The sequence below is a fragment of the Kitasatospora sp. NPDC094016 genome (assembly GCF_040304045.1).
GTDB lineage: Bacteria > Actinomycetota > Actinomycetes > Streptomycetales > Streptomycetaceae > Kitasatospora.
Map to the genome: position 1 here is coordinate 203,591 of NZ_JBEOUK010000008.1, position 20,901 is coordinate 224,491.

Below are 20,901 nucleotides of genomic sequence, written 5' to 3' on the forward strand. Positions count from 1 at the left end.
GGGCCCTTGACGGAGCCAGGCTATCCGGTGGCGGATACTGACAGACATGGCATACGACGATCTCCGCTCGTTCCTGCGGGCACTCGACCGTGAGGGCGACCTCAAGCGCATCAAGGCAGAGGTGGACCCGCACCTGGAGATCGGCGAGATCGTCGACCGGGTCCAGAAGGCCAAGGGCCCCGCGCTGCTCTTCGAGAACGTCAAGGGCTCGACGATGCCGCTCGCGATGAACGTCTTCGGCACCGAGCGGCGCCTCGCCAAGGCACTCGGCCTCAAGGGCCCGGACGACATCGCGGAGAAGATCGCCGGCCTGCTCAAGCCCGAGCTGCCGCAGGGCTTCACCGGCTTCCGGGACGCCTTCGGCAAGCTCGCCTCGATGGCGCACGTGCCGCCCCGGCACGTGAAGTCCGGTGACGCGCCGGTCCAGGAGGTCGTGCTCACCGGCGACGACGTCAACCTGGACGAGCTGCCCGCCCTGTTCACCTGGCCGATGGACGGCGGCTCCTTCTTCAACCTGGGCCTCACCCACACCAAGGACCCGGACAGCGGCATCCGCAACCTCGGGCTCTACCGGCTCCAGCGGCACGACCGCCGCACCATCGGCATGCACTGGCAGATCCACAAGGACAGCCGCAACCATTACGCGGTGGCCGCGAAGCGCGGCGAGCGGCTGCCGGTCGCGATCGCCTTCGGCTGCCCGCCCGCCGTGACCTACGCGGCCACCGCGCCGCTGCCCGGCGACATCGACGAGTACCTGTTCGCCGGCTTCGTCGCCGGGGAGCGGGTGAAGATGGTCGACTGCAAGACCGTCCCGCTCCAGGTCCCGGCCGACGCCGAGGTGGTGCTGGAGGGCTGGCTGGAGCCCGGCGAGATGCTCCCCGAGGGCCCGTTCGGCGACCACACCGGCTTCTACACCCCGCAGGAGCCGTTCCCGGCGCTGAAGATCGACTGCGTGACGATGCGCCGCCGCCCGATCCTCCAGTCCATCGTGGTCGGCCGCCCGCCGACCGAGGACGGCCCGCTGGGCAAGTTCACCGAGCGGTTCTTCCTGCCGCTGCTGAAGATCATCATCCCGGACATCGTCGACTACGACCTGCCCGAGGCCGGCGGCTTCCACAACTGCGTGATCGTCTCGATCGACAAGAAGTACCCCAAGCACGCCCAGAAGACGATGCACGCCATCTGGGGCGCCCACATGATGTCGCTGACCAAGCTGATCATCGTGGTGGACTCCGACTGCGACGTGCACGACTACCAGGAGGTCGCCTGGCGGGCCTTCGGCAACGTCGACTACAGCCGCGACCTCACCGTCGTCGAGGGCCCGGTCGACCACCTCGACCACGCCTCCTACCAGCAGTTCTGGGGCGGCAAGGCGGGCATCGACGCGACCCGCAAGCTCCCCGAGGAGGGGTACACCCGGAACGGCGGGTGGCCCGAGATGGTCGAGTCGGACCCGGCCACCGCCGCCCTGGTGTCCCGCCGCTGGAAGGAATACGGACTGTGAGCACGGCCGCTGTCGAGACGCCCGGGCGCACGAAGGCCTTCCTGCGCCTGGTGATGATCGAGCACTCGGTCTTCGCCCTGCCCTTCGCCTACACCGCCGCGCTGACGGCCATGTTCCTCGCCGACAAGCGGGTGCACTGGGGCGAGCTGTTCATCGTCACCGTCTGCATGGTCGGCCTGCGCACCTTCGCCATGGCCGCCAACCGGATCATCGACCGCGAGATCGACGCCCGGAACCCGCGCACGGCCTCGCGCGAACTCGTCACGGGTGCGGTGTCGCTGAAGACGGCGTACGCCGGATCGGCCGTGGCGCTGATCGTCTTCCTCGGCGCGGCGGCGATGCTCAACCCGCTCTGCCTGGCGCTCGCGCCGGTCGCCGTCGTGCCGATGGTGGTCTACCCGTACGGCAAGCGCTTCACCGACTTCCCGCAGGCCATCCTGGGCCTCGCCCAGGCCATGGGCCCGGTCGGCGCCTGGCTCGCGGTGACCGGCACCTGGTCGTGGGACGCCCTCGTGCTGGGCGTCGCGGTCGGCGTGTGGATCGGCGGCTTCGACCTCATCTACGCCTGCCAGGACGTCGAGTCCGACCGGCACGGCAAGGTGCGGTCGGTGCCGGCCCGCTTCGGCATCCCGGCGGCCATCTGGGGCGCGCGGGTGTGCCACGTCATCACGACGCTCCTGCTGGGGTGGTTCGCGCTCCTGACGCACGCCGGCGCGGCGTTCTGGGTCGGCCTGGCCGTCGTCGCGGGGGCGTTCGTCTACGAGCACACCATCGTCAAGCCGAACGACCTGTCGAAGCTCAACCGGGCGTTCTTCCAGACCAACGGGTTCGTGGGCATCTCGCTGTTCGTCTTCGCCCTGCTGGACCTCGTCATCCGAGGGATCGGGGTCTGAGTCCCGCGGAGCCACTTGCGTGGACCCCGTCGCCTTGGGAGACCTGGAGCATGGGCTCGCCGCTGCCCTCGTACGTGGTGCCATCCAGGTGGAGCGCCTCGGCTGCCCGAACCAGTTCGGCGGCCTTCTGCTCGACTGCCGCGAGGAAACCAGCCGGTGCCCCGCCGGTGACATGCTCCTCGCTGGGCAGGTACTCCCAGCTCCAGCTCACCCGTTCACCGCCGAGAAGGCGGACCGGTACAGCACGGCGACCTCCGTGGCGTGTCGGCGGCACTCCTCAGCGGTCGCCGCGTGGTTGGCCAGGTAGTTAGCCCGGTGGTAGGCCAGTGCCGTGGCCGGAACCCGTTCGATCTCCACCACGGCGGCCCAGTGGGCGACGAACGCGCGGATCGGGTTGACGCTGCCTGCCTCGATGGCTGCCGCCATGGCTCTGGTCCGCCCTTCCACCATCTCCGGAAGTCGGTCGGCAGCCACCACGGCGAGCGCGGCCTTGATCGCCGCAGGGGTCTTCTCAGGTCGAGGGATGAGTTCGGCTCCATTCGACACCGGCTGACTCACAGGGCGCTCCTCTCGTCTCGTCCGAGCCTAGCCGGGTCAGCGGAACAGGGCGGCGTGATCCGTGGCCCAGGTGCGGAAGTTGCGGGGCGGGTGGCCGGTGAGGTCCCGGACCGTCGTGGTGGCCGGGTTCGGGGTGGTGATGCGGGCGTGGATGAAGTCCAGGGCGCCGTCGACGGCGCCCTGGGGCTGGCGGTTGGCGAGCATCCGGTGCCTGGCCGCCTCGCGGGGGATCTCCCGCCACGTCACCGGGCGGCCGGCGGCCTCGCCGATGATGCCCACCTGTTCCGCCTGGGTGGGGCACTCCGGGCCGGTGAGCAGGTAGTGCGCGCCGTCGTGGCCAGCCTCAAGCAGCGCCCGTACGGCGACCGCCGCGATGTCCCGCTCGTCCACCGGGTTCAGTCCGGCCGCGCCGCCGTAGCCGTGCACGGCGCCCCCGGAGCGGATCTCCTCCGCCCACTGGAGCGCGGCGGCGAACCCGTGCGCCCGCAGCACCGTGTGCGGTACCCCGCTCCCGGCGAGCAGCGCTTCCACCTCGCCCTCGGCCCGGACGGCCGACGACGACAGGAACACCACCCGCCCGACGTCCCGGGCCAGCACCCCCACCACGTCCGCCGCCCCGTCCGCCTCCGCGAACGGCCATCCCAGCAGCACCGCGCCCGCCCCCTGGACCGCCGCCTCCAGTGTCGACGGGTCGAGCAGGGCCTGCTGTGTCAGCGTCCTCACCCGCACCCCGGCGGCGGCGAGCTGCAGCCCGACGTGTCGCCCGACCGTTCCGGAGGCGCCGACCACCAGCACAGGTGATGCTTCATCAACTCGCTTCTCTGTCATGCCTCGAACGTAGGCGAGAAGTATGAGACGCCCAATGCGCACGGGTCTCGGGTCCATGTGCCAGCGTCTACCGGGCGCGCGCCAACTCGCGTGCGCTCCCAAGTGCTTCGCGCGCCGATTGATCGTCAATTCGGTTGGCGACAGTCGATCGGGGGCCCGGGGCCCGGCCCCCGCCACCTGACCGGGCGGCCCTTGTGTACGGGAAGTCGGCGGCTCCGACTTCCCGTACACAAGGGCCGGGGCGGCTACTCCGAACGGTCGGAGATGTAGGCCTCGTACTGGGCGGCCGTGAGCAGTTGCTTCAGCTCGTCGGGTTTGGCCACGGTGAGCTCGACGATCCAGCCGTCACTGTACGGGTCGGTGTTGGCCAGCTCGGGTTCGTCGTTCAGGCCCTCGTTCATCGCGGTGACCGTTCCGGTGAGCGGCATGAAGATGTCGCTCACGGCCTTGACCGACTCCACCGTGCCGAAGGCCTCCTCGGCTTCGAGCTTCCTTCCCACGGTGGGGATGTCGATGAAGACGATGTCACCGAGCTGCTTCTGCGCGAAATCGGTGATGCCCACCTGGGCCTTGTCCTTTCCGGTGGTCCGCACCCACTCGTGGTTCTTGGTGTACTTGAGGTCTTTCGGGACGTCGGTCATGGGGATCTCCGCGAGGTCGAGGTGACTGCACTGACGGATCGTCAGTCATGCGGAGGAGCCTGCTACAGGCCCCCACCCCTCGACGGGAAGCTCGCCCGCTCGGGTGAAGGCGGGTGTCAGTCGCGCGGGAAGGACTCCAGCGCGGTGGCCGGCGCCACCGGCGTCTCGTACATCGGGTAGTGGAGCTGCCGCCGAGCTGATGCGGTGTTCCAGGTCGGCCGTCGTCCAGTCCCGCGCGTACCCGCCGAAGGCCTCGGGTGCGGAGAGCCGGAGCGACTGGTCGACCGTGCGGTCCAGCCCGACCCTGACCGTGCGGCGGGCGGCTACGCCATGGGGCGTCGGGCGAAGGCCGGGGCGTGCTCGGGGCGGGGGCCGAAGGCGATCAGGCGGGAGATGCCCAGTCGGACCACCGGGACGTGGCGGACGAGCGCGGCGAATCCCATCGGCGGGCCGGACCGCCGGCCGGTGAGTGCCGGGACGAACATCACGCCGTGCAGGATCCGCTGCAGCCGCTGGATGACCACCGTCGGCATCTGGCGCCGCCGTTGCACCCGGGCGAGCGCGGCGGTGGTCGGGCGGCCGCGCAGCAGCGGCTCGGCGAGCAGGGTGGCGGCCGCGACGGCGTCCTGGATGGCGAGGTTGATGCCGACCCCGCCGGCCGGGGACATCGCGTGGGCGGCGTCGCCGATCAGCAGCAGCCCGTCGGTGTACCAGCGGTCCAGCCGGTTGAGCCGGGCGTCGAGCATGTGGACGTCGTCCATGCCCGCCAACTGGTCGACGCGGTCGGCGTACTGGGGCAGCAGCCGGGCGATCCGCTCGCGGAAGCGCTCCACGCCCTCGGCGCGCAGCTGCGGGTCGGAGCCCTTGGGCTTGAAGTAGGCGATCTGGAAGTAGCCGTCGCGGGCGATGCTGAGGGCCACCTCGCCGTCGCCGAAGCCGGCGACGAGGCTGGGCGGCGCGGCCTGCTCCTCCGCGTGCCGGGGCAGGCGGAACCACCAGACGTCGAAGGGCACCGGGTACTCCTCGGCCACCAGCCCGGCCGCCTTGCGCAGGGTGGAGTGCCGGCCGTCGGTGCCGACGGTGAGGTCGGCGCGGAGCTCGCCCTGCTCGCCGTCCCGGGTGCGGTAGCGCACGCCGGCCACCCGGCCGCCCTCCTGGATCAGTCCGGTGGCCTCGGTGTTCATCCGCAGGGTGAAGGTGGGCTCCTGCCGGGCTTCCTCGACCAGGAAGTTGAGCAGGTCCCACTGCGGCATCATCGCGATGTAGTTGTACGGCGCGGGCAGCCGGTCGTAGGCGCTCAGCGGGACTTGGCCGACGCCGGGCACCGGCACCACCAGGTTGCCGAGCCGGCTCTGCGGCAGCGCGGCGAACTTCCGGCCGAGGCCGAGTTCGTCCATCAGTCGCACGGTGGAGGCGTGGACGGTGTCGCCGCGGAAGTCCCGCAGGAAGTCCCCGTGCTTCTCCAGCACGGTCACCTCGACACCCGCCCGGGCCAGCAGCAGGCCCAACATCATTCCGGCCGGTCCGCCCCCGGAGATCACGACGCTCATGGCTCTCTCCCTTGCTGTGCTCGGTTGATCACCTTCCGTGTGGAACTTGCATTGATAGAGTCTCTGGAACCGTCTCAGGTGTCAAGTAGTATGCTGCTTCACATGAAGGATCTGGTGGCGGCCGCCCTCGCGGCGGCGAAGGACCGGGGTCAGGACGTCGCGGACGTCCCGCTGACGGCGATCGCCGCGACGGCCGGAATCTCCCGCAGTACCCTGCTGCGCCGGCTCGGCGGCTGCCGGGCACCGCTGGACGAGGCGGTCCGGCAGGCGGGCGTCGACCCGGGCGGACGGCCGCCGGTACGGGAGCGCGCGATCGCGGCGGCGGCCGGGCTGGTGGCCGAACGCGGCCTGGGCGGGGTCACCCTGGACGCCGTGGCGGACCGCGCCGAGTGCTCGCTGCCCAGCCTGCACACCGTCTTCGAGGGCCGGGACGGCCTGCTCACCGCCGTCTTCCTCCAGTACGGCCCGCTGCCGGACCTGGAAGCGCTCGCCGCGAACCCGCCGGAGTGCCTGGAGGACACCGTCCGGGCGCTTCACCGCGCCTTCGCCGCGGCCTTCGACCGCCGGCCCCGGGTCATGCCGGCGGTCTTCGCCGACCTGTTCGCCCGGCCGGACGGCCCCGCCTCCCGGATGATGGCGGCCCACCTGCCGCGACTGTTCGACGGCCTCGGCCGGCTGCTGCTGCCGCACGTCGAGGCCGGACGGCTGCGGCCGCTGCCGCTCCCGGTGCTGGGCCAGCTGCTGTTCGGCCCGCTGATCAACCACATCCTGCTGCGGCCGGTCCACGAACCGGTGCTCGGCGCCGGACTGCCCTCGCTGGAGGAGTCCATCGACCTCTTCGCCGAGGCCTACCTGCGGGCGGTCGCCCTGCCGTAGCGGCGCCGGGAGACTGCCTGATCCGTTCCCCGGACAGGGCCTGGGACGTGTCTCCCGGAAAGCGCCGAGCCCCGGCTCGCCGGGCGGAGCCGGGGAGCCGGGGCTCGGACGGGGGTGGTCAGGCGCTGCGGCGGCGGCGCGCGACGAAGAGCGCGCCGATGCCGCTGACGAGCAGGGCGGCGGCGCCCGCCGCGGTCTTGATGACGCCGTCCGACCCGGTGTGGGCGAGCTGGCCGCCCGCCAGCTGGGCGGCGGTGCCGGTGGTGCCGGTGGTGCCGGCGGTGTCGGTCTCGTCGGCGGTGCCGGTGGTGTAGGTGGTCCGGATGACGGGGCCGGTGTCGACGCCGGAGGTGTCGGCGGTCGCGGCGGTGAGCTGGATCGCGCTGCCCTGCGGGCCCGCGCTGGAGACGTGGGCGGTGCCCTCGTTGATGAGGGCGGACGGGATGACGAAGGTCTGGCCGACCTTGGCCTCGGCGGTGTAGGCGAGGCGGACGTGCTTGGTGATGGTCGCGCCTGCCGCGAGGCCGTCGCCGCTGAGGAGGTAGCGGACGTAGCCGCCGGACTGGGGCCCCGGGGTGCCGGGCACGGTCTCCCAGGCGCCATCGGCCTTCTGCACCTCCAGGACGCTGTGCGGGTCGATCCACAGGATGGTGGCGAGCTTGCCGAACCGGGAGGTGCTGGGGTTGTCGACGGTGACGTCGAACTCGACCGGGGCGCCGCCGACGACGGCGGTGGTCGGCGCGTTCTTGAGCTGGACGGCCAGCGACTTCACCGCGACGTCCTTGGCGGCCTCGGCGAGCACGGTGTCCTCGGCCGCCGGGTCGACGACGGCGGAGTAGAGCTTGGCCGGCTCGTTGTAGCCGCTCGTGTCGTTGTTGCCCACGGCGGCGAGCCGCAGCTGGACGGTCTTGGTGGCGCCGGCGGGGACGGTCAGGCCGGTCACCTTGCCACTGAAGTCGAAGGTCCTGTAGCTCTGCTTGAAGGTCAGCTCGACCGGCTTCCAGGTGCCGTCGGCGTCGCGGTAGTCGATGGCGAACGCGTCGCGCACCCGGGCGTGCCCGTTGCTCACGTTGAGCTTCAGGGTGAACGGCGCCTCGGCGGTGCCCGGGTTGGTGACGGTCTCGGAGAACTCGACGGGCTCGCCGCCGTACCCGATCGGGGACGGCTCCTGGATGGTCAGGGCCGGCTTGGCGGTGGCCGGGGCCGCGGTGAGGTTGATCTCGACGTACTGGGGGCCGACGGTCTCGGGCACGTACCGGCTGCCCAGGTCGAGCACCGCCCACACGTGGAGGTAGTCCATGCGGATCGGGGCGTCGGCGGTGTAGGTGAGGCGGATGTGCCTGGTGAAGGTCTCGTTGGGCGCCATGTTCTGGTCGCCCGAGAGGTGGTAGGTGACCCGGTCGGCGGTCGTCCGGGTGCCGGGGGTGCCGGTGATGTTCTCCCAGCTGCCGTCGGCCCTCTGCACCTGGAGCGTGCTGTGCTGGTCCGCCTCCACGATCTTGTCGACGTTGGTGTAGCGGGAGGCGCTGGAGTTGTTGATGGTGACGTCGAACTCGACCGGGGCGCCGCCGACGACGGCGGTGGTCGGAGCGTTCTTGATCTGCAGGCTGATGGCCTTGGCCGCGACCTGGTCGGTGCTCTCGGCGAGGACGGTGGCGCCGGCGGCATCGAGGACGGCGGAGCTGAGCGTGACGGTCGAGTCCCGGTTGGACCAGTAGGCGGCGAGCTCGGTGGTGAGGCGCAGCTGGACGGTCCTGGTGGCACCAGCGGCGACGGTCAGGCCGGGGACCTTGTCGGCGACGGGCTTCCAGGTGCCGTCCGCGTCGCGGTAGTCGACCTTGATGGCGTTGGTCGAGATGGGGCCCGCGCCGCTCGTGCCGATCCTCAGCGTGAACGAGGCCTCGGTGGTGCCGGGGTTCGTGATGGTCTCGGTGAACTCGACCGGCTGTCCGCCGCGGCCGACCGTCGCCGGCGCGTTGACCTTCAGCGACGGCTTGTCGGCCGTGGCCTCGGCGGCCTTCGCGGTGCCCTCTGCCGGGGCGGTGGCGGCGGCCGGGGCCTGGGCGGCGTACGCGGCCGGGGAGGACAGCACCGCGCCGGTGGCGAGCAGCACGCCGAGGGTGGCGGCGGTGAGGACGGTGGAGCGGGAACGACGGGTGCGGACAACAGGCATGGAAATACCCCCCAGGGTGTTCTACCGTCGGCATTTCAGCCGCCGGCCGGTACAGGTGGTTGATGTCGGACCCGAAGTTCGAGGGCGTCGCCCCCAGCGCCTCTCGCGGTCCGGGTTCGGCGGGCTTCCCCGCCTCTCACTGACATAGACGTGCGGCGGCCGCCGGGGTTGCAGCTGATCCAGAAGTTTTTTCGAAAATCTCCGAGACCGCCCTGACCTGCGGTTCTTCTCCCCAGCTCCCGCCGGGCTCAGGACAGCGCGAGCTCGTCGCCCACGCTCAGTCGCCCCGGGGCGGCGACCTCGGCGAGGGCGTCGAGCCGGCCGTCGTGGGCGTGCACGATCGCCTTGAGGATCTCGGGGGCGTGCGGCAGCCCCGGCTGCGGGGCGCCGGTCATCGCGCAGCGCTCGCTGGAGCGTACGAAGGCGAGGCGGACGCCGGTGCCGCCGTGGCCCTCCCGGCCGAACCAGCCGTCCTCGACGAAGGGCGGGGTGCCCGGGGGCGTCCGCAGCAGGATGTTGGGGCGGAACCGGCGCTCGTCGACCACCGTGAAGGGGGCGGCCTCGCGGACCCAGTCCAGGGTGGCGGTGGTGAGCACGCTGACCGGCAGCTGGTCGAAGTGGGAGACGGCGTCCTCGCGGGCGAGTTCGACGTCCTCGCGCTGGAGGTAGGCGCGCAGGAACGCGGCCGGGGCGGCGACCGGGCGGCCGAGCGGGTCGAACAGTTCGGGGCCGTCGATCCGGTGGCCGAGGCGGGCGGAGAGGCGGAGCAGGCCGTCCATCCGGCGGAAGCGGCGGGTGTTCTTGCCCGAGCCGAGCTTGCCGTCCGCGTCGCGGACGGCGTAGAGGCGGTCGCCGGCCAGGCCGCGCTCGTCCACCTCGACGGAGTCGAGCCGCTCGCCGCCGGTGGACTTCACGGGGTAGCGCCAGAGTCGCTCGATCACTCCGATGATCTCTGCCATGGGCGGACAGCGTAGCGGCGGCGCCGGGGGATGGTCTAGACCAAGTCCCGTGCCGCGACTGGCCGGAACGTCCCGGGGCGTGTCTTCGAACGCCCGCCTGCACGCCGACGACACGCCTCAGCCCAGCCGAGCCACCGCCCTGACCGGCGCACCGTCCGCCGCCGCCAGCCGCAGCGGGAACAGCGACACCTCGACCGGCAGTCCGGCCGCCTGGGCGTCCAGCAGCGCCCGCAGATCGGTCAGGTTCTCCGCGATCACCCCGCCGCCGGGCGCCCCCAGCAGCACCCGGTGCGCGGCGAGGGTCGGCTCGTCGGCGCCGGGCCGGTCGTGCTCGTCGGTGAGGTCCGCGAGCAGCGCGGCGACCGCCGGGTCTCCCGGGCCCGGGTCGGGGGTGGGGTCGACGCTCAGCGCGTCCACCCCGACGGTCCGCACCCCGGCGGCGACGATCGCCTCGGCTGCGGCCGCGGTCAGGCTGGGGTGCGCGAGGTAGGCGTCGGTGCCCCAGTGCCGGGCCCAGCCGGTGGCGAGCAGCAGGACGGACCCCTCGCCGACGCGCTCCAGGGCGGGTGCGAGCAGCTCGGGGGTGACGGCGGCCCGGGGCTCCAGCCCGCGCAGGTCGGCGAGCACCGCGGGGCCGGTGAACCGCTCCAGCGGCAGCCCGTCCAGGGTCGGCCAGGTGACGTCCACGTGGTACGGCGCGTCCACGTGCGTCCCGGACTGCGAGCCGAGGTGCAGGGCCAGCACGTTCACCCCGGCGGTGGCGGTGGTGAGCGCGGGCTCCAACAGGACGGCCGGATCGCCGGGGTAGACCGGCATCGCGGTGGTCACCTGATGGGTGAGGTCGACGAGGGTCGCTGCCATGCCCCCCATCCTTCCAGGGGAGCCCGCGGATGAGGCCCGGCCGGGTGAGTCCGGATAGAAATGGGGACATGGGAACAGTCAAGCGTCAGCCGTGGGTGGTCGGAGTCTCCGGTGCGTCGGGGACGCCGTACGCCGCCTCGGTGATCCGGGCGCTGCTCGCCGCCGGGGAGCCGGTGGACCTGATCGTCAGCCGAGCCGCCCGGCTCACCATCCTCGACGAGACCGGCATCTCCTTCCGGGACGCCCACTGGCGCGCCGACCTGGCCGCCTGGCTGGGCTCCGACGAGGGCCTGGACGACGTCCGCTACTGGCCCGCCGGGGACTTCGCGGCCGGCCCGTCCAGCGGCTCGTACCCGGCCAAGGGCATGCTGGTGGTGCCCGCGACCACCGGCGCGGTCGCCGGGATCGCGCTCGGTCTGAGCAAGGACCTGCTGCAGCGGGTGGCCAGCGTCACCCTCAAGGAGCGCCGCCCGCTGGTCGTGTGCGTGCGTGAGACGCCACTCAACGGGGTGACGTTGAAGCACCTGGTGGAGCTCGACGCGCAGGGCGCCGTCGTCCTCCCCGCCTCGCCCGGTTTCTACGCCGGCGGCTCGACCGTGCGGGAACTCGTCGACTTCGTGGCCGGCCGGGTGCTGGACGCGGTCGGCGTCCCGCATTCCCTGTACCTGCGCTGGGAAGGGGAGTTGGGGGCGGCGGCCCGCCGGGCCGACGAGAACGGCAGCGTGTCGACTGAGGGGGAGTGAGGAGGCCGTGGGCGGGAGAGTATCTTCTCTGCGATATCCGGGTTGTTCCGCGCATGGCGCCTTGGAATCCGGATAATGATCTGTGGGTCTGGTGAGGTTCGGAAGGACGCGGACGGTATATGGACACGGTGGACAGACAGCTCATCCAGGCGCTCCGGGAGAACGGCCGCGCGTCCTACGCCGAGCTGGGCCGGCTGGTCGGACTCTCCGGCCCGAGCGTCACGGACCGGATCAACCGACTGGAGCAGGCCGGCGTCATCACCGGTTACCGCGCGACGGTCAATCCGGCCTCGCTCGGCTTCGGCGTCACGGCCCTGATCGGCCTTCAGCTGACCGACGCCGCCGATCACGAGGACGTCGCGCACCGGCTCAAGGACCTCAACGAGGTCGAGGACTGCTGGTTCATCGCGGGTGACGACTCCTACATGCTCAAGGTCCGGGTGGCCGACGTGGCGGGCCTGGAGTCGGTGGTCAAGCGGATCTCGGGCACGAAAGGCGTGGCCCGCACCCGTACCACCGTCGTACTCTCCACGAAGTGGGAGAACCGGGTGAGCGAACTCCCTCCCGAAGGAGAGTGACGGATGGCACTGGTCGGTCTGGAGGAGCTGCGCGCCGCTCGGCAGCGGATCGCTGGGGTGGCCGTGCGCACCCCGCTGGTTCCCGCCCCGTGGGCGGACGAGGGGGAGCGCCGGCTCTGGCTGAAGCCCGAGAACCTCCAGCCGACCGGGGCCTTCAAGACCCGCGGCGCGTACAACCGGCTGGCCGCGCTCACCGAGGCCGAGCGGGCCCGCGGCGTGGTCGCCCAGTCGAGCGGCAACCACGCGCAGGCGGTGGCGTACGCGGCGGCGCTGCTCGGCATCAAGGCCGTCATCGTGATGCCGGGCACCTCTCCGGCGGTGAAGGTGGAGTCCACCCGGGGGTTCGGCGCCGAGGTGGTCCTGGTGTCGCCGGAGGAGCGGGACACCCTGCCCGCCGAGCTGGCCGAGCGGCACGGCTACGTCTGGGTACCGCCGTACGACGACCCGTTCATCATCGCGGGCCAGGGCACGGTCGGCCTGGAGATCGCCGAGGACGCCCCGGCCGGGCTGGACACCGTCCTGGTGCCGGTCAGCGGCGGCGGCCTGATCTCCGGGACGGCGGCCGCGCTCAAGCTCACCTGCCCGGGCATCCGGGTGATCGGCGTGGAACCGGAGCTGGCCGCCGACGCGCAGGCCAGCTTCCGGGCCGGCCGCCGGCTGGCCTGGCCGGTCGCCGACACCTACCGGACCATCGCGGACGGCCTGCGCACCCCGTCGGTCGGCGAGCTGCCCTTCGAGCACCTGACCGCGTACGTGGACGACATCGTCACCGTCACCGAGGACGAGATCCGCGCCACCGTCGCCCTGCTGGCCCGTCGCGGCCGGCTGGTCGCCGAGCCCTCCGGCGCGGTCGCCCCGGCGGCCTACTTCCACCGCGCCGCCGAGACCGGGGGCCGGACGGTCGCGGCCGTGGTCAGTGGTGGCAACATCGACCCCGCACTGCTCGCTGAGCTGCTGTCGGACCGTCCCGAGCCGAAGGGCGCGCCGGTGCCGAAAGCGACGAGCGACTAGCGACGCAGGAGCGCCGGAGCGAGGAGCGTCGGCACCGGGTCGGAGCGGCCCGGAGGCGAGCGGACGAGTGACGTAGTCTCGGTCCGGCAAGGAATCGAAGTCGGAGGAGGCGGGGCACCGCATGGACGCAGGGCTGAAGCGCGAGCTGGAGGCGAAGGTCTACGCGGGTGAGCGGCTGACCCGCGAGGACGGGATCGCGCTCTACGAGAGCGACGACCTGGCCTGGCTGGGCGGTCTGGCCCACCACGTGCGGACGCGGAAGAACGGCGACGTCGTCCACTTCAACGTCAACCGCCACCTCAACATGACCAACGTGTGCAGCGCGTCCTGCGCGTACTGCTCGTTCCAGCGCAAGCCGGGCGAGAAGGACGCCTACACGATGCGCATCGAGGAGGCCGTCCGGCTCGCCAAGGCGATGGAGGTCGAGTCCCTCACCGAGCTGCACATCGTCAACGGCCTGCACCCGACCCTGCCCTGGCGCTACTACCCGCGCTCGCTGCGGGAGCTGAAGGCGGCCCTGCCGAACGTCTCGCTGAAGGCCTTCACCGCCACCGAGATCCACTGGTTCGAGAAGATCAGCGGCCTGCCCGCCGACGAGATCCTGGACGAGCTGATCGACGCCGGCCTGGAGTCGCTGACCGGCGGCGGCGCGGAGATCTTCGACTGGGAGGTCCGCCAGCACATCGTCGACCACGACACCCACTGGGAGGACTGGTCGCGGATCCACCGCCTCGCCCACAGCAAGGGCCTCAAGACGCCGGCCACCATGCTGTACGGCCACATCGAGGAGCCCCGCCACCGGGTGGACCACGTGCTGCGGCTGCGCGAGCTGCAGGACGAGACCGGCGGCTTCCAGGTCTTCATCCCGCTGCGCTACCAGCACGACTTCCACGACTCCAAGGACGGCGTCGTGCGCAACAAGCTGATGGCCCGCACCGAGATGGCCACCGGCGCCGAGGCGCTGAAGACTTTCGCGGTCTCCCGGCTGCTCCTCGACAACGTCCCGCACGTCAAGGTCTTCTGGGTGATGCACGGCGTCACCACCGCCCAGCTGGCGCTCAGCCACGGCGCGGACGACATGGACGGCTCGGTGGTCGAGTACAAGATCACCCACGACGCGGACAACTTCGGCACCCCGAACAAGCTGGGCCGCGACGACCTGCTCGACCTGATCCGCGACGCCGGCTTCCGCCCGGTCGAGCGCAACACCCGCTACGAGATCATCCGCGAGTACGAGGGCCCGGACCTGGGGCGCCGCGAGGCCCCGCAGGCGATGCGCCTCTGACCGTCGACCTCCCCGCCGCCCGGGCCCCGGCCCGGGCGGCGTCGTTTCTTCACCGCCCCCGCACCTGCCCCGGGTTTACCAACCGGTACACCTTTTGGCAGGATCGGCGGTATGTCCGGTTCTCATCGCGCCACCACGTACCCGTCGTACGAGCCGATAGCGGAGCCGGTGTACGGGGTGCCGCAGCAGCCGTACGGGGCGGGTGAGCCGTACCGGCAGCCCGTCCGGCAGGACCACTACGGCGAGTACGGGCAGCTCCCGCAGGCCCCTGACGGGTACTTCGAGGCGTACGAGCAGCCGTTCCGGCCGTCCCAGCCGTACGCCGCCGGGCCCGACCCGCTCGTCGCCCCCGAGCCGGGGTACGCCCCCGGGCCGGGGTACGACGCGGAGCCGGTGTACGCCCCCGAGCCGTCGTACGCCCCTGAGCCGGTGTACGACGCCGAACCGGTGTACGCGTTCGAGCCGGAGCCCGTCCGGCAGCCCACGCCCCCGCCCGCCGCGGTCCCCGTGGGCGCCAGGACGGCCGCCCGGGGGCACCGCCGGAAGGCGAAGAAGAAGCGCCACGGCAAGGCGGTGATGGCCGGCACCGCGCTGCTGGTCGCGGCCGCCACCGGCTGGTACACCGTCGGCCAGGACGACGCCAAGCCCGTCGCCGCGGCCGCCGACGGCCCCGGCCCGGAGGGCGTCAGCACGCCCGACCAGCCGGCTCCCGCCGCCCGGGCCGCCGCCGACCGGCAGGCCCGGACCCCGGCCGCAGACCGCAGCCAGGCCCGCTCGGACGGCTCGGTCGCCGCGATACCCGGCCTCGGCGCCGACTTCGTCGCGAAGATACCCGCCGAGACCACCCAGGTGGTGCTCGCCTCCGGCCAGGACAAGAACGGCAACAAGAACACCGTCACCCTCTGGACCCGCACCCCCGAGGGCCGCTGGCTGGCCGGTGAGACCTGGCAGGGCCACAACGGCAACAACGGCTGGACCGCCGACCACAACGAGGGCGACCTGCGCAGCCCGATCGGCGTCTTCTCGCTCACCGACGCGGGCGGCCGCAAGGCCGACCCGGGCAGCAAGCTCCCGTACGACAAGGACCCGAGCTTCGTGGTCTCCGGGACGGGCTTCTTCGGCGACCAGCTGGCCGGCTCCTTCGACTACGTGGTCGCGATCGACTACAACCGGGTGCCCGGAAACTCCCCGCTGGACCCGCGCCGCCCGATGGGCGCGAAGAAGGGCGGCGGGATCTGGATCCACGTCGACCACGACGGCCCCACCCACGGCTGCGTCTCGATCCCCGAGGACAAGATGGCCGAGCTGATCCGCACCCTGGATCCGGCGGCCCACCCGGTGATCGTGATGGGCGACGCCACCTCGCTGTCCGCCTGACCCCGGCGTTCCGGCCCCGGCCCCACCCCGGCCCCCACCCTGGCCCGCCCCCGGTCCGACACCGGCCCGACACGGGCGTTCCGGCGGCGCCCGTACGGCGTTCCGGGCGGTGCCGGGCCCGTCACCGGCGGCGGTGCCCGGCCCCTCGTCCGCCTCGGCGTCGATCCCGGCGCGCCCGGAGGCCAGTCGCCGCAACGCCCCTTGTCGGGCTCCTACAGATCACGGGGGCGGATCCTGTAGCCGGGCGCGCCCCGCTGACCAGTGGGTAACCCGGTTCCATGGCACTATGAGCGGTTCGCGCATTGTGGCACTCGGCCACTACCAGCCCCCCAAGGTCCTCTCCAACGACGACCTGGAGGCGCTCGTCGACACCAACGACGAGTGGATCCGTAGCCGGGTGGGCGTCAGAACCCGGCACATCGCCGAGGGCGAGACCCTGGTCGACCTCGCCACCGAGGCCGCGCAGAAGGCGCTCGCCAAGAGCGGCCGGACGGCCGACGAGATCGACCTGGTCGTGGTCGCCACCTGCACCGCGGTCGAGCGCAGCCCCAACACCGCCGCCGCCGTGGCCGCCCGGCTCGGCGTCCGGGCGCCCGCCGCGTACGACATCAACACGGTCTGCTCCGGCTTCTCGTACGCCCTGGCCACCGCCGACCACGCGATCCGGGCCGGCGCGGCCCGCCGCGCGCTGGTGATCGGCGCCGAGCGGATGTCCGACACGCTGGACTGGACCGACCGCACCACCTGCGTGATCTTCGGCGACGGCGCCGGCGCCGCGGTGGTCGAGGCCCAGGAGGACGGTGCCGAGCCCGGCATCGGCCCGGTGGTCTGGGGCTCCGAGCCGGAGAAGGGCGACGCCGTGGTGATCACCGGCTGGGACCCGGTGATCAGCCAGCAGGGCCAGTCGGTGTTCCGCTGGGCCACCACCCAGCTCGCCCCGCTGGCCCGCCGGGCCTGCGAGCAGGCCGGGATCGACCCGTCGGAGCTGAAGGGCTTCGTGCCGCACCAGGCCAACCTGCGGATCATCGACTCGATCGCCGCCAAGCTGGGCCTCACCGACGCGGTGGTGGCCCGGGACGTGGTCGACTCCGGCAACACCTCGGCCGCCTCGATCCCGCTGGCCTTCTCCAAGCTGGTCGAACGCGGCGAGCTGTCCCCGGGTGACCCGGTCCTGCTCTTCGGCTTCGGCGGCGGGCTCGCCTACGCCGGCCAGGTGGTCCGCTGCCCCTGACGGCGCGGAGCCGGGCTTCCGCGGGCCCCTGAGGGGCCGGAACGCGAACATGCCGGTGGGCGGGCACCCTGTGTGAGGGGTGCCCGCCCACCGGCATGTCTGGCGCGCGTGCGGTACGTCGGCGGACCTCCCCCGAGGACACGGCCGCCGTCCGTCGTACCCCGGACAGGAGGCCGGGGCTGCGCGCGGAGCGGATGGTCGGTTGAGCGGACGGTCTACTTGGGCGGCTTCTTGCCGGTGACGCCCAGGTACACCAGGGGAGCGAGGTTGGGCTTGAGGTCCTTGACCTTGACGCCCCAGGAGGTGAAGGCCTTCTGGTGCTCGGCCGCCGAGGCGAGCAGCGAGACCAGGGCCCCGGCGACGGCGTTCGGGTCGAGCGATTTGTCGGCCTGGCCCTTCGCCTGGAGTTCCTTGACGGCCTCCGCGAGCGGCTTGGCGACCGCGTTGAGGACCGTCATGCGGATCTTGAAGAACCGCTTGTCCCCTTCGGCGGCACCGAGCGTGACCACTCGGAGAATGGCGTCGTTCTTGCGCCAGAAGGCGAGGAATCCGTCGACCAGTTCTTCCGAAGTGGTCGGACCGGACTTCCCTGCCCAGGACTTTCCGGCCACCAGCTCTTTGAGGGTGTCGGCGTCCTTGGCCATTTCCTCGGCGATTTCGAGGACAGCGCCCTCGACATCCGGGAAGTACTGGTAGAAGGTCGCGGGGGAGGTACCCGCCATACGGGCGACGTCGATGACCTTGACGTCCCGGTACGGCGACGTGCTGAGCATCTCGCGGAGGCAGTCGAGCAGCTTCTGCCGCGTTTCCTGTCCGCGTCGCCCGGCGACGCGACCGTCGACGGTGCGAACTTGTCCTGTCATGCCGTCAGCTTACCGTGGCACGATCTTGGCGCGATTCGGTGATGCGACTATTACTCCGCACGGGGGGTTGCTATAGGGGCATGAACCACTTCGGACGGATATTCACCGCGCTCCGCGAGCGCTGTTGAAGCCCCCCCGTGTGCTTTTGACCCCACAGCGTGACGGCGAGTCCGCTGAGGGGTGATCGAGTGACAGAGCGTGACGACGGGCGGCGCCGAAAGATCGACGCCGAAGTGGAGAGTCCGGGCGTCCGGACGCAAACCGCGGCCGGAACGGGCGTCAGAATCCGGCCGTTCCGTCATCACCGGCCGGACGGCGGCGCTCCCGGGGCGGCCATCGGCTCCGGGAGGGGGAGGTTGGAGATGGGCGGGGCGGCATTGGAGAATCGGGTCCGGCACCACGCGGCGGGTGCGGAAAACGGGGAGGTGGCAGCGGAGTGGACCAGCTGACGGCGCACGATCCGAGGCGGATCGGGCCCTTCGAGGTGCTGGGGCGGCTCGGCGCGGGTGGGATGGGGCTGGTCTACCTGGCGCGCTCCGCCTCCGGCCGGCGGGTGGCCATCAAGACCGTCCGGGCGGAACTGGCCGAGGACGAGCTGTTCCGCGTCCGCTTCGCCCGCGAGATCGAGGCGGCCAAGACGGTCGGCGGTTTCTACACCGCGGCCGTGGTGGACGCCGACGCGGACGCCCGGGTGCCCTGGCTGGCCACCGCGTACATCCCGGCCCCCTCGCTGGAGGACCTGGTCGAGGAGTGCGGTCCGCTGCCGGTGGACGCCACCCGCTGGCTGATCGCGGGCATCGCCGAGGCGCTGCAGTCCATCCACGCGGCCGGGCTGATCCACCGGGACCTCAAGCCCTCCAACGTGCTGGTGGTCGAGGACGGCCCGAAGGTGATCGACTTCGGCATCGCCTCCGGCGTCTCCAGCACCCGGCTCACCATGACCAACGTCGCGGTCGGCACCCCCGCCTACATGTCCCCCGAACAGGCCAAGGACAGCCGTAACGTCCGGGGCGCCAGCGACGTCTTCTCGCTCGGCTCGCTGATGGTGTTCTGCGCGACCGGGCACCCGCCCTTCGGTGGCTCCAACCCGGTCGAGACGGTGTTCCAGCTGCTGCGCGAGGAGCCGGACCTGTCCGGGATGCCGCGCGAGCTGATGGACCTGGTCCGCGCCTGCATGCGGCCCTCGCCCGAGCACCGGCCCACCCCGGCGCAGATCCAGGCCGAACTGGCCCCGCACCTGTTCTCCCGGGACGACGCCGCCGGCGAGGTCGGCGACTGGCTCCCGGTGAACGCGCTGGAGCTGATCGAGCGCAAGCGCGGCCGCCGCCCGAGCGCGCCGCCGCGGGCCGTCCAGCTGCCGGGCGGCGCGCCGCCGCCCCCGGCCGGGCCGCCGCAGGCCGGCCCGCTCCAGCCCCACCAGCCGCCGCAGCCCCACCAGCCGGTCCCGGTGCAGCGCCCCGGCCTGGACGACCCGCGCACCCACCCGGGCGGGGGGCACGCGCCGCCACCGTCCGGGCCGGTGCACACGGGGCCGCGGCGGGGCCCGGTGTCCGACGGCGAGATCCCGACCGCGAAGATCGCCTCCCCCAACAAGCACCGCGCGCCGGGCGGCGGCGGGGCCGTCGAGGTGCGGCTGTCCGGCGCCTCGGTGCGGATAGGCCCCGGGCCGCGGGCCGAGCACGAGCAGCCCGGCCCGGGCACCGCCCCGGCCGAGACCGACTGGGTCCGCCGGGTCACCCCGCCGCCGGTGCCGGCCGCCCGCTGGCGCCCCTGGCGGTTCCGGATGTCCAACGACGTCTGGGGCACCCCCGTGGTCGCCGACGGCACGCTCTTCGTCTCCAGCTTCGAGGTGCACGCGCTGGACATCGCCTCCGGCGAGCGGCGCTACAAGACCCGGGACGTCGCCTGGGCGCTCGCGGTGGACGCCGGCCGGGTGCACGCGGCCGACGGCCCGCACCTGTACACCGTGGACGTCGCGGACGGCACCGAGCGCTGGCGCACCTCGCTGGACGGCTGGGTCTACTCGCTCTCCGCCGCCGACGGGGTGCTGTGCTGCGGCGTCCGCGGCGGCGGCGTCCAGCTGCGCTCGGCCGCCAACGGCGCCGAGCTGTGGCGGGCCGACGACGCCCAGCAGGACTACGAGAACCCGCAGTCCGGGCCGGTCCTGGTGGCCGGCGCGGCCTACTACTACGGGGCCGGGCGGCTGCGCTGCATCGACCCGCACGGCGCCGGCCTGCGCTGGTCCTTCCCGGTCGGCGAGGACGTGCCCTCGCACCCGGTCGAGCGCGGCGGCGTGCTGTACGTGACGGCCGGCTCCCGGGTGTACGCGCTGGACGCGGCCAGCGGGGCCGAGCGCTGGCGCTTCGAGGCCCCGGTGGTGCTGTTCACCCCGCCCGCGCTGGACGCCGACGCGGTCTACGTGGCCGACTACCTCGGGACGGTGTACGCGCTGGACGCGGCCACCGGCCGGGACCGCTGGCGCGGGGTCACCGGCAACCGCCAGGGCGCCGAGCCGGTGGTGGTCGGGGACGGCATGGTGCTGGTCGGCAGCGGCGGGGTGCTGTACGCCTTCGAGGCGGCGAGCGGCCGGGAGCGCTGGCGCTACACGGCGCGCGGCGAGATCGTCGGCTCCCCGGCGGTGGCCGACGGCCTGGTGCACCTGGGCAGCCGGGACCACTCGCTGCACACCCTGGACCTGGCGAGCGGTCAGCTGCGCTGGGAGCTCGGCACCAAGGGTGAGCTGACCGGCTCGCCGGTCGCGGTCGGCGGCCGGGTCTTCGTCGGCTCCAAGGACCGCTGCGTGTACGCGCTGGACGCCTTCTACGGCACGGCCGTCCCGGCGCGCTGAAGCGGCGCGGCGGGGGGGGGGGGGGGCCCCCCCCCCCCCCCCCCGCCCCGGCCGCCGGGGGGGGGCCCCCCGGGGGGGGGGGCCCCCCCCCCCCCCCCCCCGGGCCCCCCCCCCCCCCCCCC

At 72.6% G+C, this 20,901-nt stretch carries 18 protein-coding genes; 10 read left to right on the forward strand and 8 right to left on the reverse strand.

Annotation, left to right across the window (positions count from 1 at the left end):
• The first annotated feature begins 46 nt into the window (after positions 1–46).
• Complete coding sequence (locus tag ABT015_RS11245; RefSeq protein ID WP_350878467.1) at positions 47–1,504, forward strand: menaquinone biosynthesis decarboxylase; 1,458 nt, start codon at positions 47–49, stop codon at positions 1,502–1,504.
• Positions 1,492–2,397 (forward strand): menaquinone biosynthesis prenyltransferase MqnP, encoded by a 906-nt coding sequence (gene mqnP, locus ABT015_RS11250; RefSeq protein WP_350878508.1) that lies wholly within the window; start codon positions 1,492–1,494, stop codon positions 2,395–2,397. Before ABT015_RS11245 ends, mqnP begins: the two co-directional genes overlap by 13 nt.
• A gap of 207 nt (positions 2,398–2,604) precedes the next feature.
• Here the strand turns inward: mqnP and ABT015_RS11255 are convergent, their stop codons facing one another.
• The 4 genes from ABT015_RS11255 to ABT015_RS11270 all read right to left on the reverse strand — a co-directional run bounded on the left by ABT015_RS11255 (position 2,605) and on the right by ABT015_RS11270 (position 5,974).
• Positions 2,605–2,955, reverse strand: coding sequence for a hypothetical protein (locus ABT015_RS11255; RefSeq protein WP_350878468.1), 351 nt, complete (start codon positions 2,953–2,955; stop codon positions 2,605–2,607).
• Positions 2,956–2,991: 36 nt separating this feature from the next.
• Positions 2,992–3,783 (reverse strand): Rossmann-fold NAD(P)-binding domain-containing protein, encoded by a 792-nt coding sequence (locus tag ABT015_RS11260; protein ID WP_350878469.1) that lies wholly within the window; start codon positions 3,781–3,783, stop codon positions 2,992–2,994.
• A gap of 245 nt (positions 3,784–4,028) precedes the next feature.
• Positions 4,029–4,424, reverse strand: a complete 396-nt coding sequence (gcvH, locus tag ABT015_RS11265) for a glycine cleavage system protein GcvH (protein ID WP_350878471.1) — start codon at positions 4,422–4,424, stop codon at positions 4,029–4,031.
• 323 nt (positions 4,425–4,747) lie between these two features.
• Positions 4,748–5,974 carry an FAD-dependent oxidoreductase gene (locus ABT015_RS11270; RefSeq protein WP_350878472.1) on the reverse strand — a complete coding sequence of 409 codons (1,227 nt, stop codon included), beginning with the start codon at positions 5,972–5,974 and terminating at the stop codon, positions 4,748–4,750.
• 102 nt (positions 5,975–6,076) lie between these two features.
• Here ABT015_RS11270 and ABT015_RS11275 point away from each other — a divergent pair, with 102 nt between their 5' ends.
• Positions 6,077–6,850: a TetR/AcrR family transcriptional regulator gene (locus ABT015_RS11275; protein WP_350878474.1), complete on the forward strand. Its 774-nt coding sequence runs from the start codon at positions 6,077–6,079 to the stop codon at positions 6,848–6,850.
• 118 nt (positions 6,851–6,968) lie between these two features.
• Here ABT015_RS11275 and ABT015_RS11280 read toward each other — a convergent pair whose 3' ends face one another.
• The 3 genes from ABT015_RS11280 to ABT015_RS11290 form a co-directional block, all read right to left on the reverse strand.
• Complete coding sequence (locus ABT015_RS11280; protein WP_350878475.1) at positions 6,969–9,023, reverse strand: hypothetical protein; 2,055 nt, start codon at positions 9,021–9,023, stop codon at positions 6,969–6,971.
• A gap of 248 nt (positions 9,024–9,271) precedes the next feature.
• Positions 9,272–9,982, reverse strand: a complete 711-nt coding sequence (locus tag ABT015_RS11285; RefSeq protein WP_350878476.1) for an MOSC domain-containing protein — start codon at positions 9,980–9,982, stop codon at positions 9,272–9,274.
• A gap of 117 nt (positions 9,983–10,099) precedes the next feature.
• Positions 10,100–10,843, reverse strand: coding sequence for a cyclase family protein (locus ABT015_RS11290; RefSeq protein WP_350878477.1), 744 nt, complete (start codon positions 10,841–10,843; stop codon positions 10,100–10,102).
• A 68-nt stretch (positions 10,844–10,911) separates the two neighbouring features.
• Between ABT015_RS11290 and ABT015_RS11295 the strand changes: the two genes are divergently transcribed.
• The 6 genes from ABT015_RS11295 to ABT015_RS11320 all read left to right on the forward strand — a co-directional run bounded on the left by ABT015_RS11295 (position 10,912) and on the right by ABT015_RS11320 (position 17,068).
• On the forward strand, positions 10,912–11,586 hold the full coding sequence (locus tag ABT015_RS11295) for a UbiX family flavin prenyltransferase (RefSeq protein WP_350878478.1): 675 nt from the start codon (positions 10,912–10,914) through the stop codon (positions 11,584–11,586).
• Positions 11,587–11,705: 119 nt separating this feature from the next.
• On the forward strand, positions 11,706–12,164 hold the full coding sequence (locus tag ABT015_RS11300; protein ID WP_063348891.1) for an Lrp/AsnC family transcriptional regulator: 459 nt from the start codon (positions 11,706–11,708) through the stop codon (positions 12,162–12,164).
• Between the two features lie 3 nt (positions 12,165–12,167).
• Positions 12,168–13,175, forward strand: a complete 1,008-nt coding sequence (locus tag ABT015_RS11305; protein ID WP_350878479.1) for a threonine ammonia-lyase — start codon at positions 12,168–12,170, stop codon at positions 13,173–13,175.
• Between the two features lie 121 nt (positions 13,176–13,296).
• Positions 13,297–14,460, forward strand: coding sequence for an aminofutalosine synthase MqnE (mqnE, locus tag ABT015_RS11310; protein ID WP_350878481.1), 1,164 nt, complete (start codon positions 13,297–13,299; stop codon positions 14,458–14,460).
• A gap of 111 nt (positions 14,461–14,571) precedes the next feature.
• Positions 14,572–15,837 carry a L,D-transpeptidase family protein gene (locus ABT015_RS11315; protein WP_350878483.1) on the forward strand — a complete coding sequence of 422 codons (1,266 nt, stop codon included), beginning with the start codon at positions 14,572–14,574 and terminating at the stop codon, positions 15,835–15,837.
• A 286-nt stretch (positions 15,838–16,123) separates the two neighbouring features.
• Positions 16,124–17,068, forward strand: a complete 945-nt coding sequence (locus ABT015_RS11320) for a beta-ketoacyl-ACP synthase III (protein ID WP_350878485.1) — start codon at positions 16,124–16,126, stop codon at positions 17,066–17,068.
• Between the two features lie 215 nt (positions 17,069–17,283).
• Here ABT015_RS11320 and ABT015_RS11325 read toward each other — a convergent pair whose 3' ends face one another.
• Entirely contained in the window at positions 17,284–17,931 is a 648-nt protein-coding gene (locus ABT015_RS11325; protein ID WP_030055725.1) for a TetR family transcriptional regulator, read from the reverse strand.
• Positions 17,932–18,367: 436 nt separating this feature from the next.
• Here ABT015_RS11325 and ABT015_RS11330 point away from each other — a divergent pair, with 436 nt between their 5' ends.
• Positions 18,368–20,779 (forward strand): outer membrane protein assembly factor BamB family protein, encoded by a 2,412-nt coding sequence (locus ABT015_RS11330; protein WP_350878487.1) that lies wholly within the window; start codon positions 18,368–18,370, stop codon positions 20,777–20,779.
• Positions 20,780–20,901 lie beyond the last annotated feature (122 nt).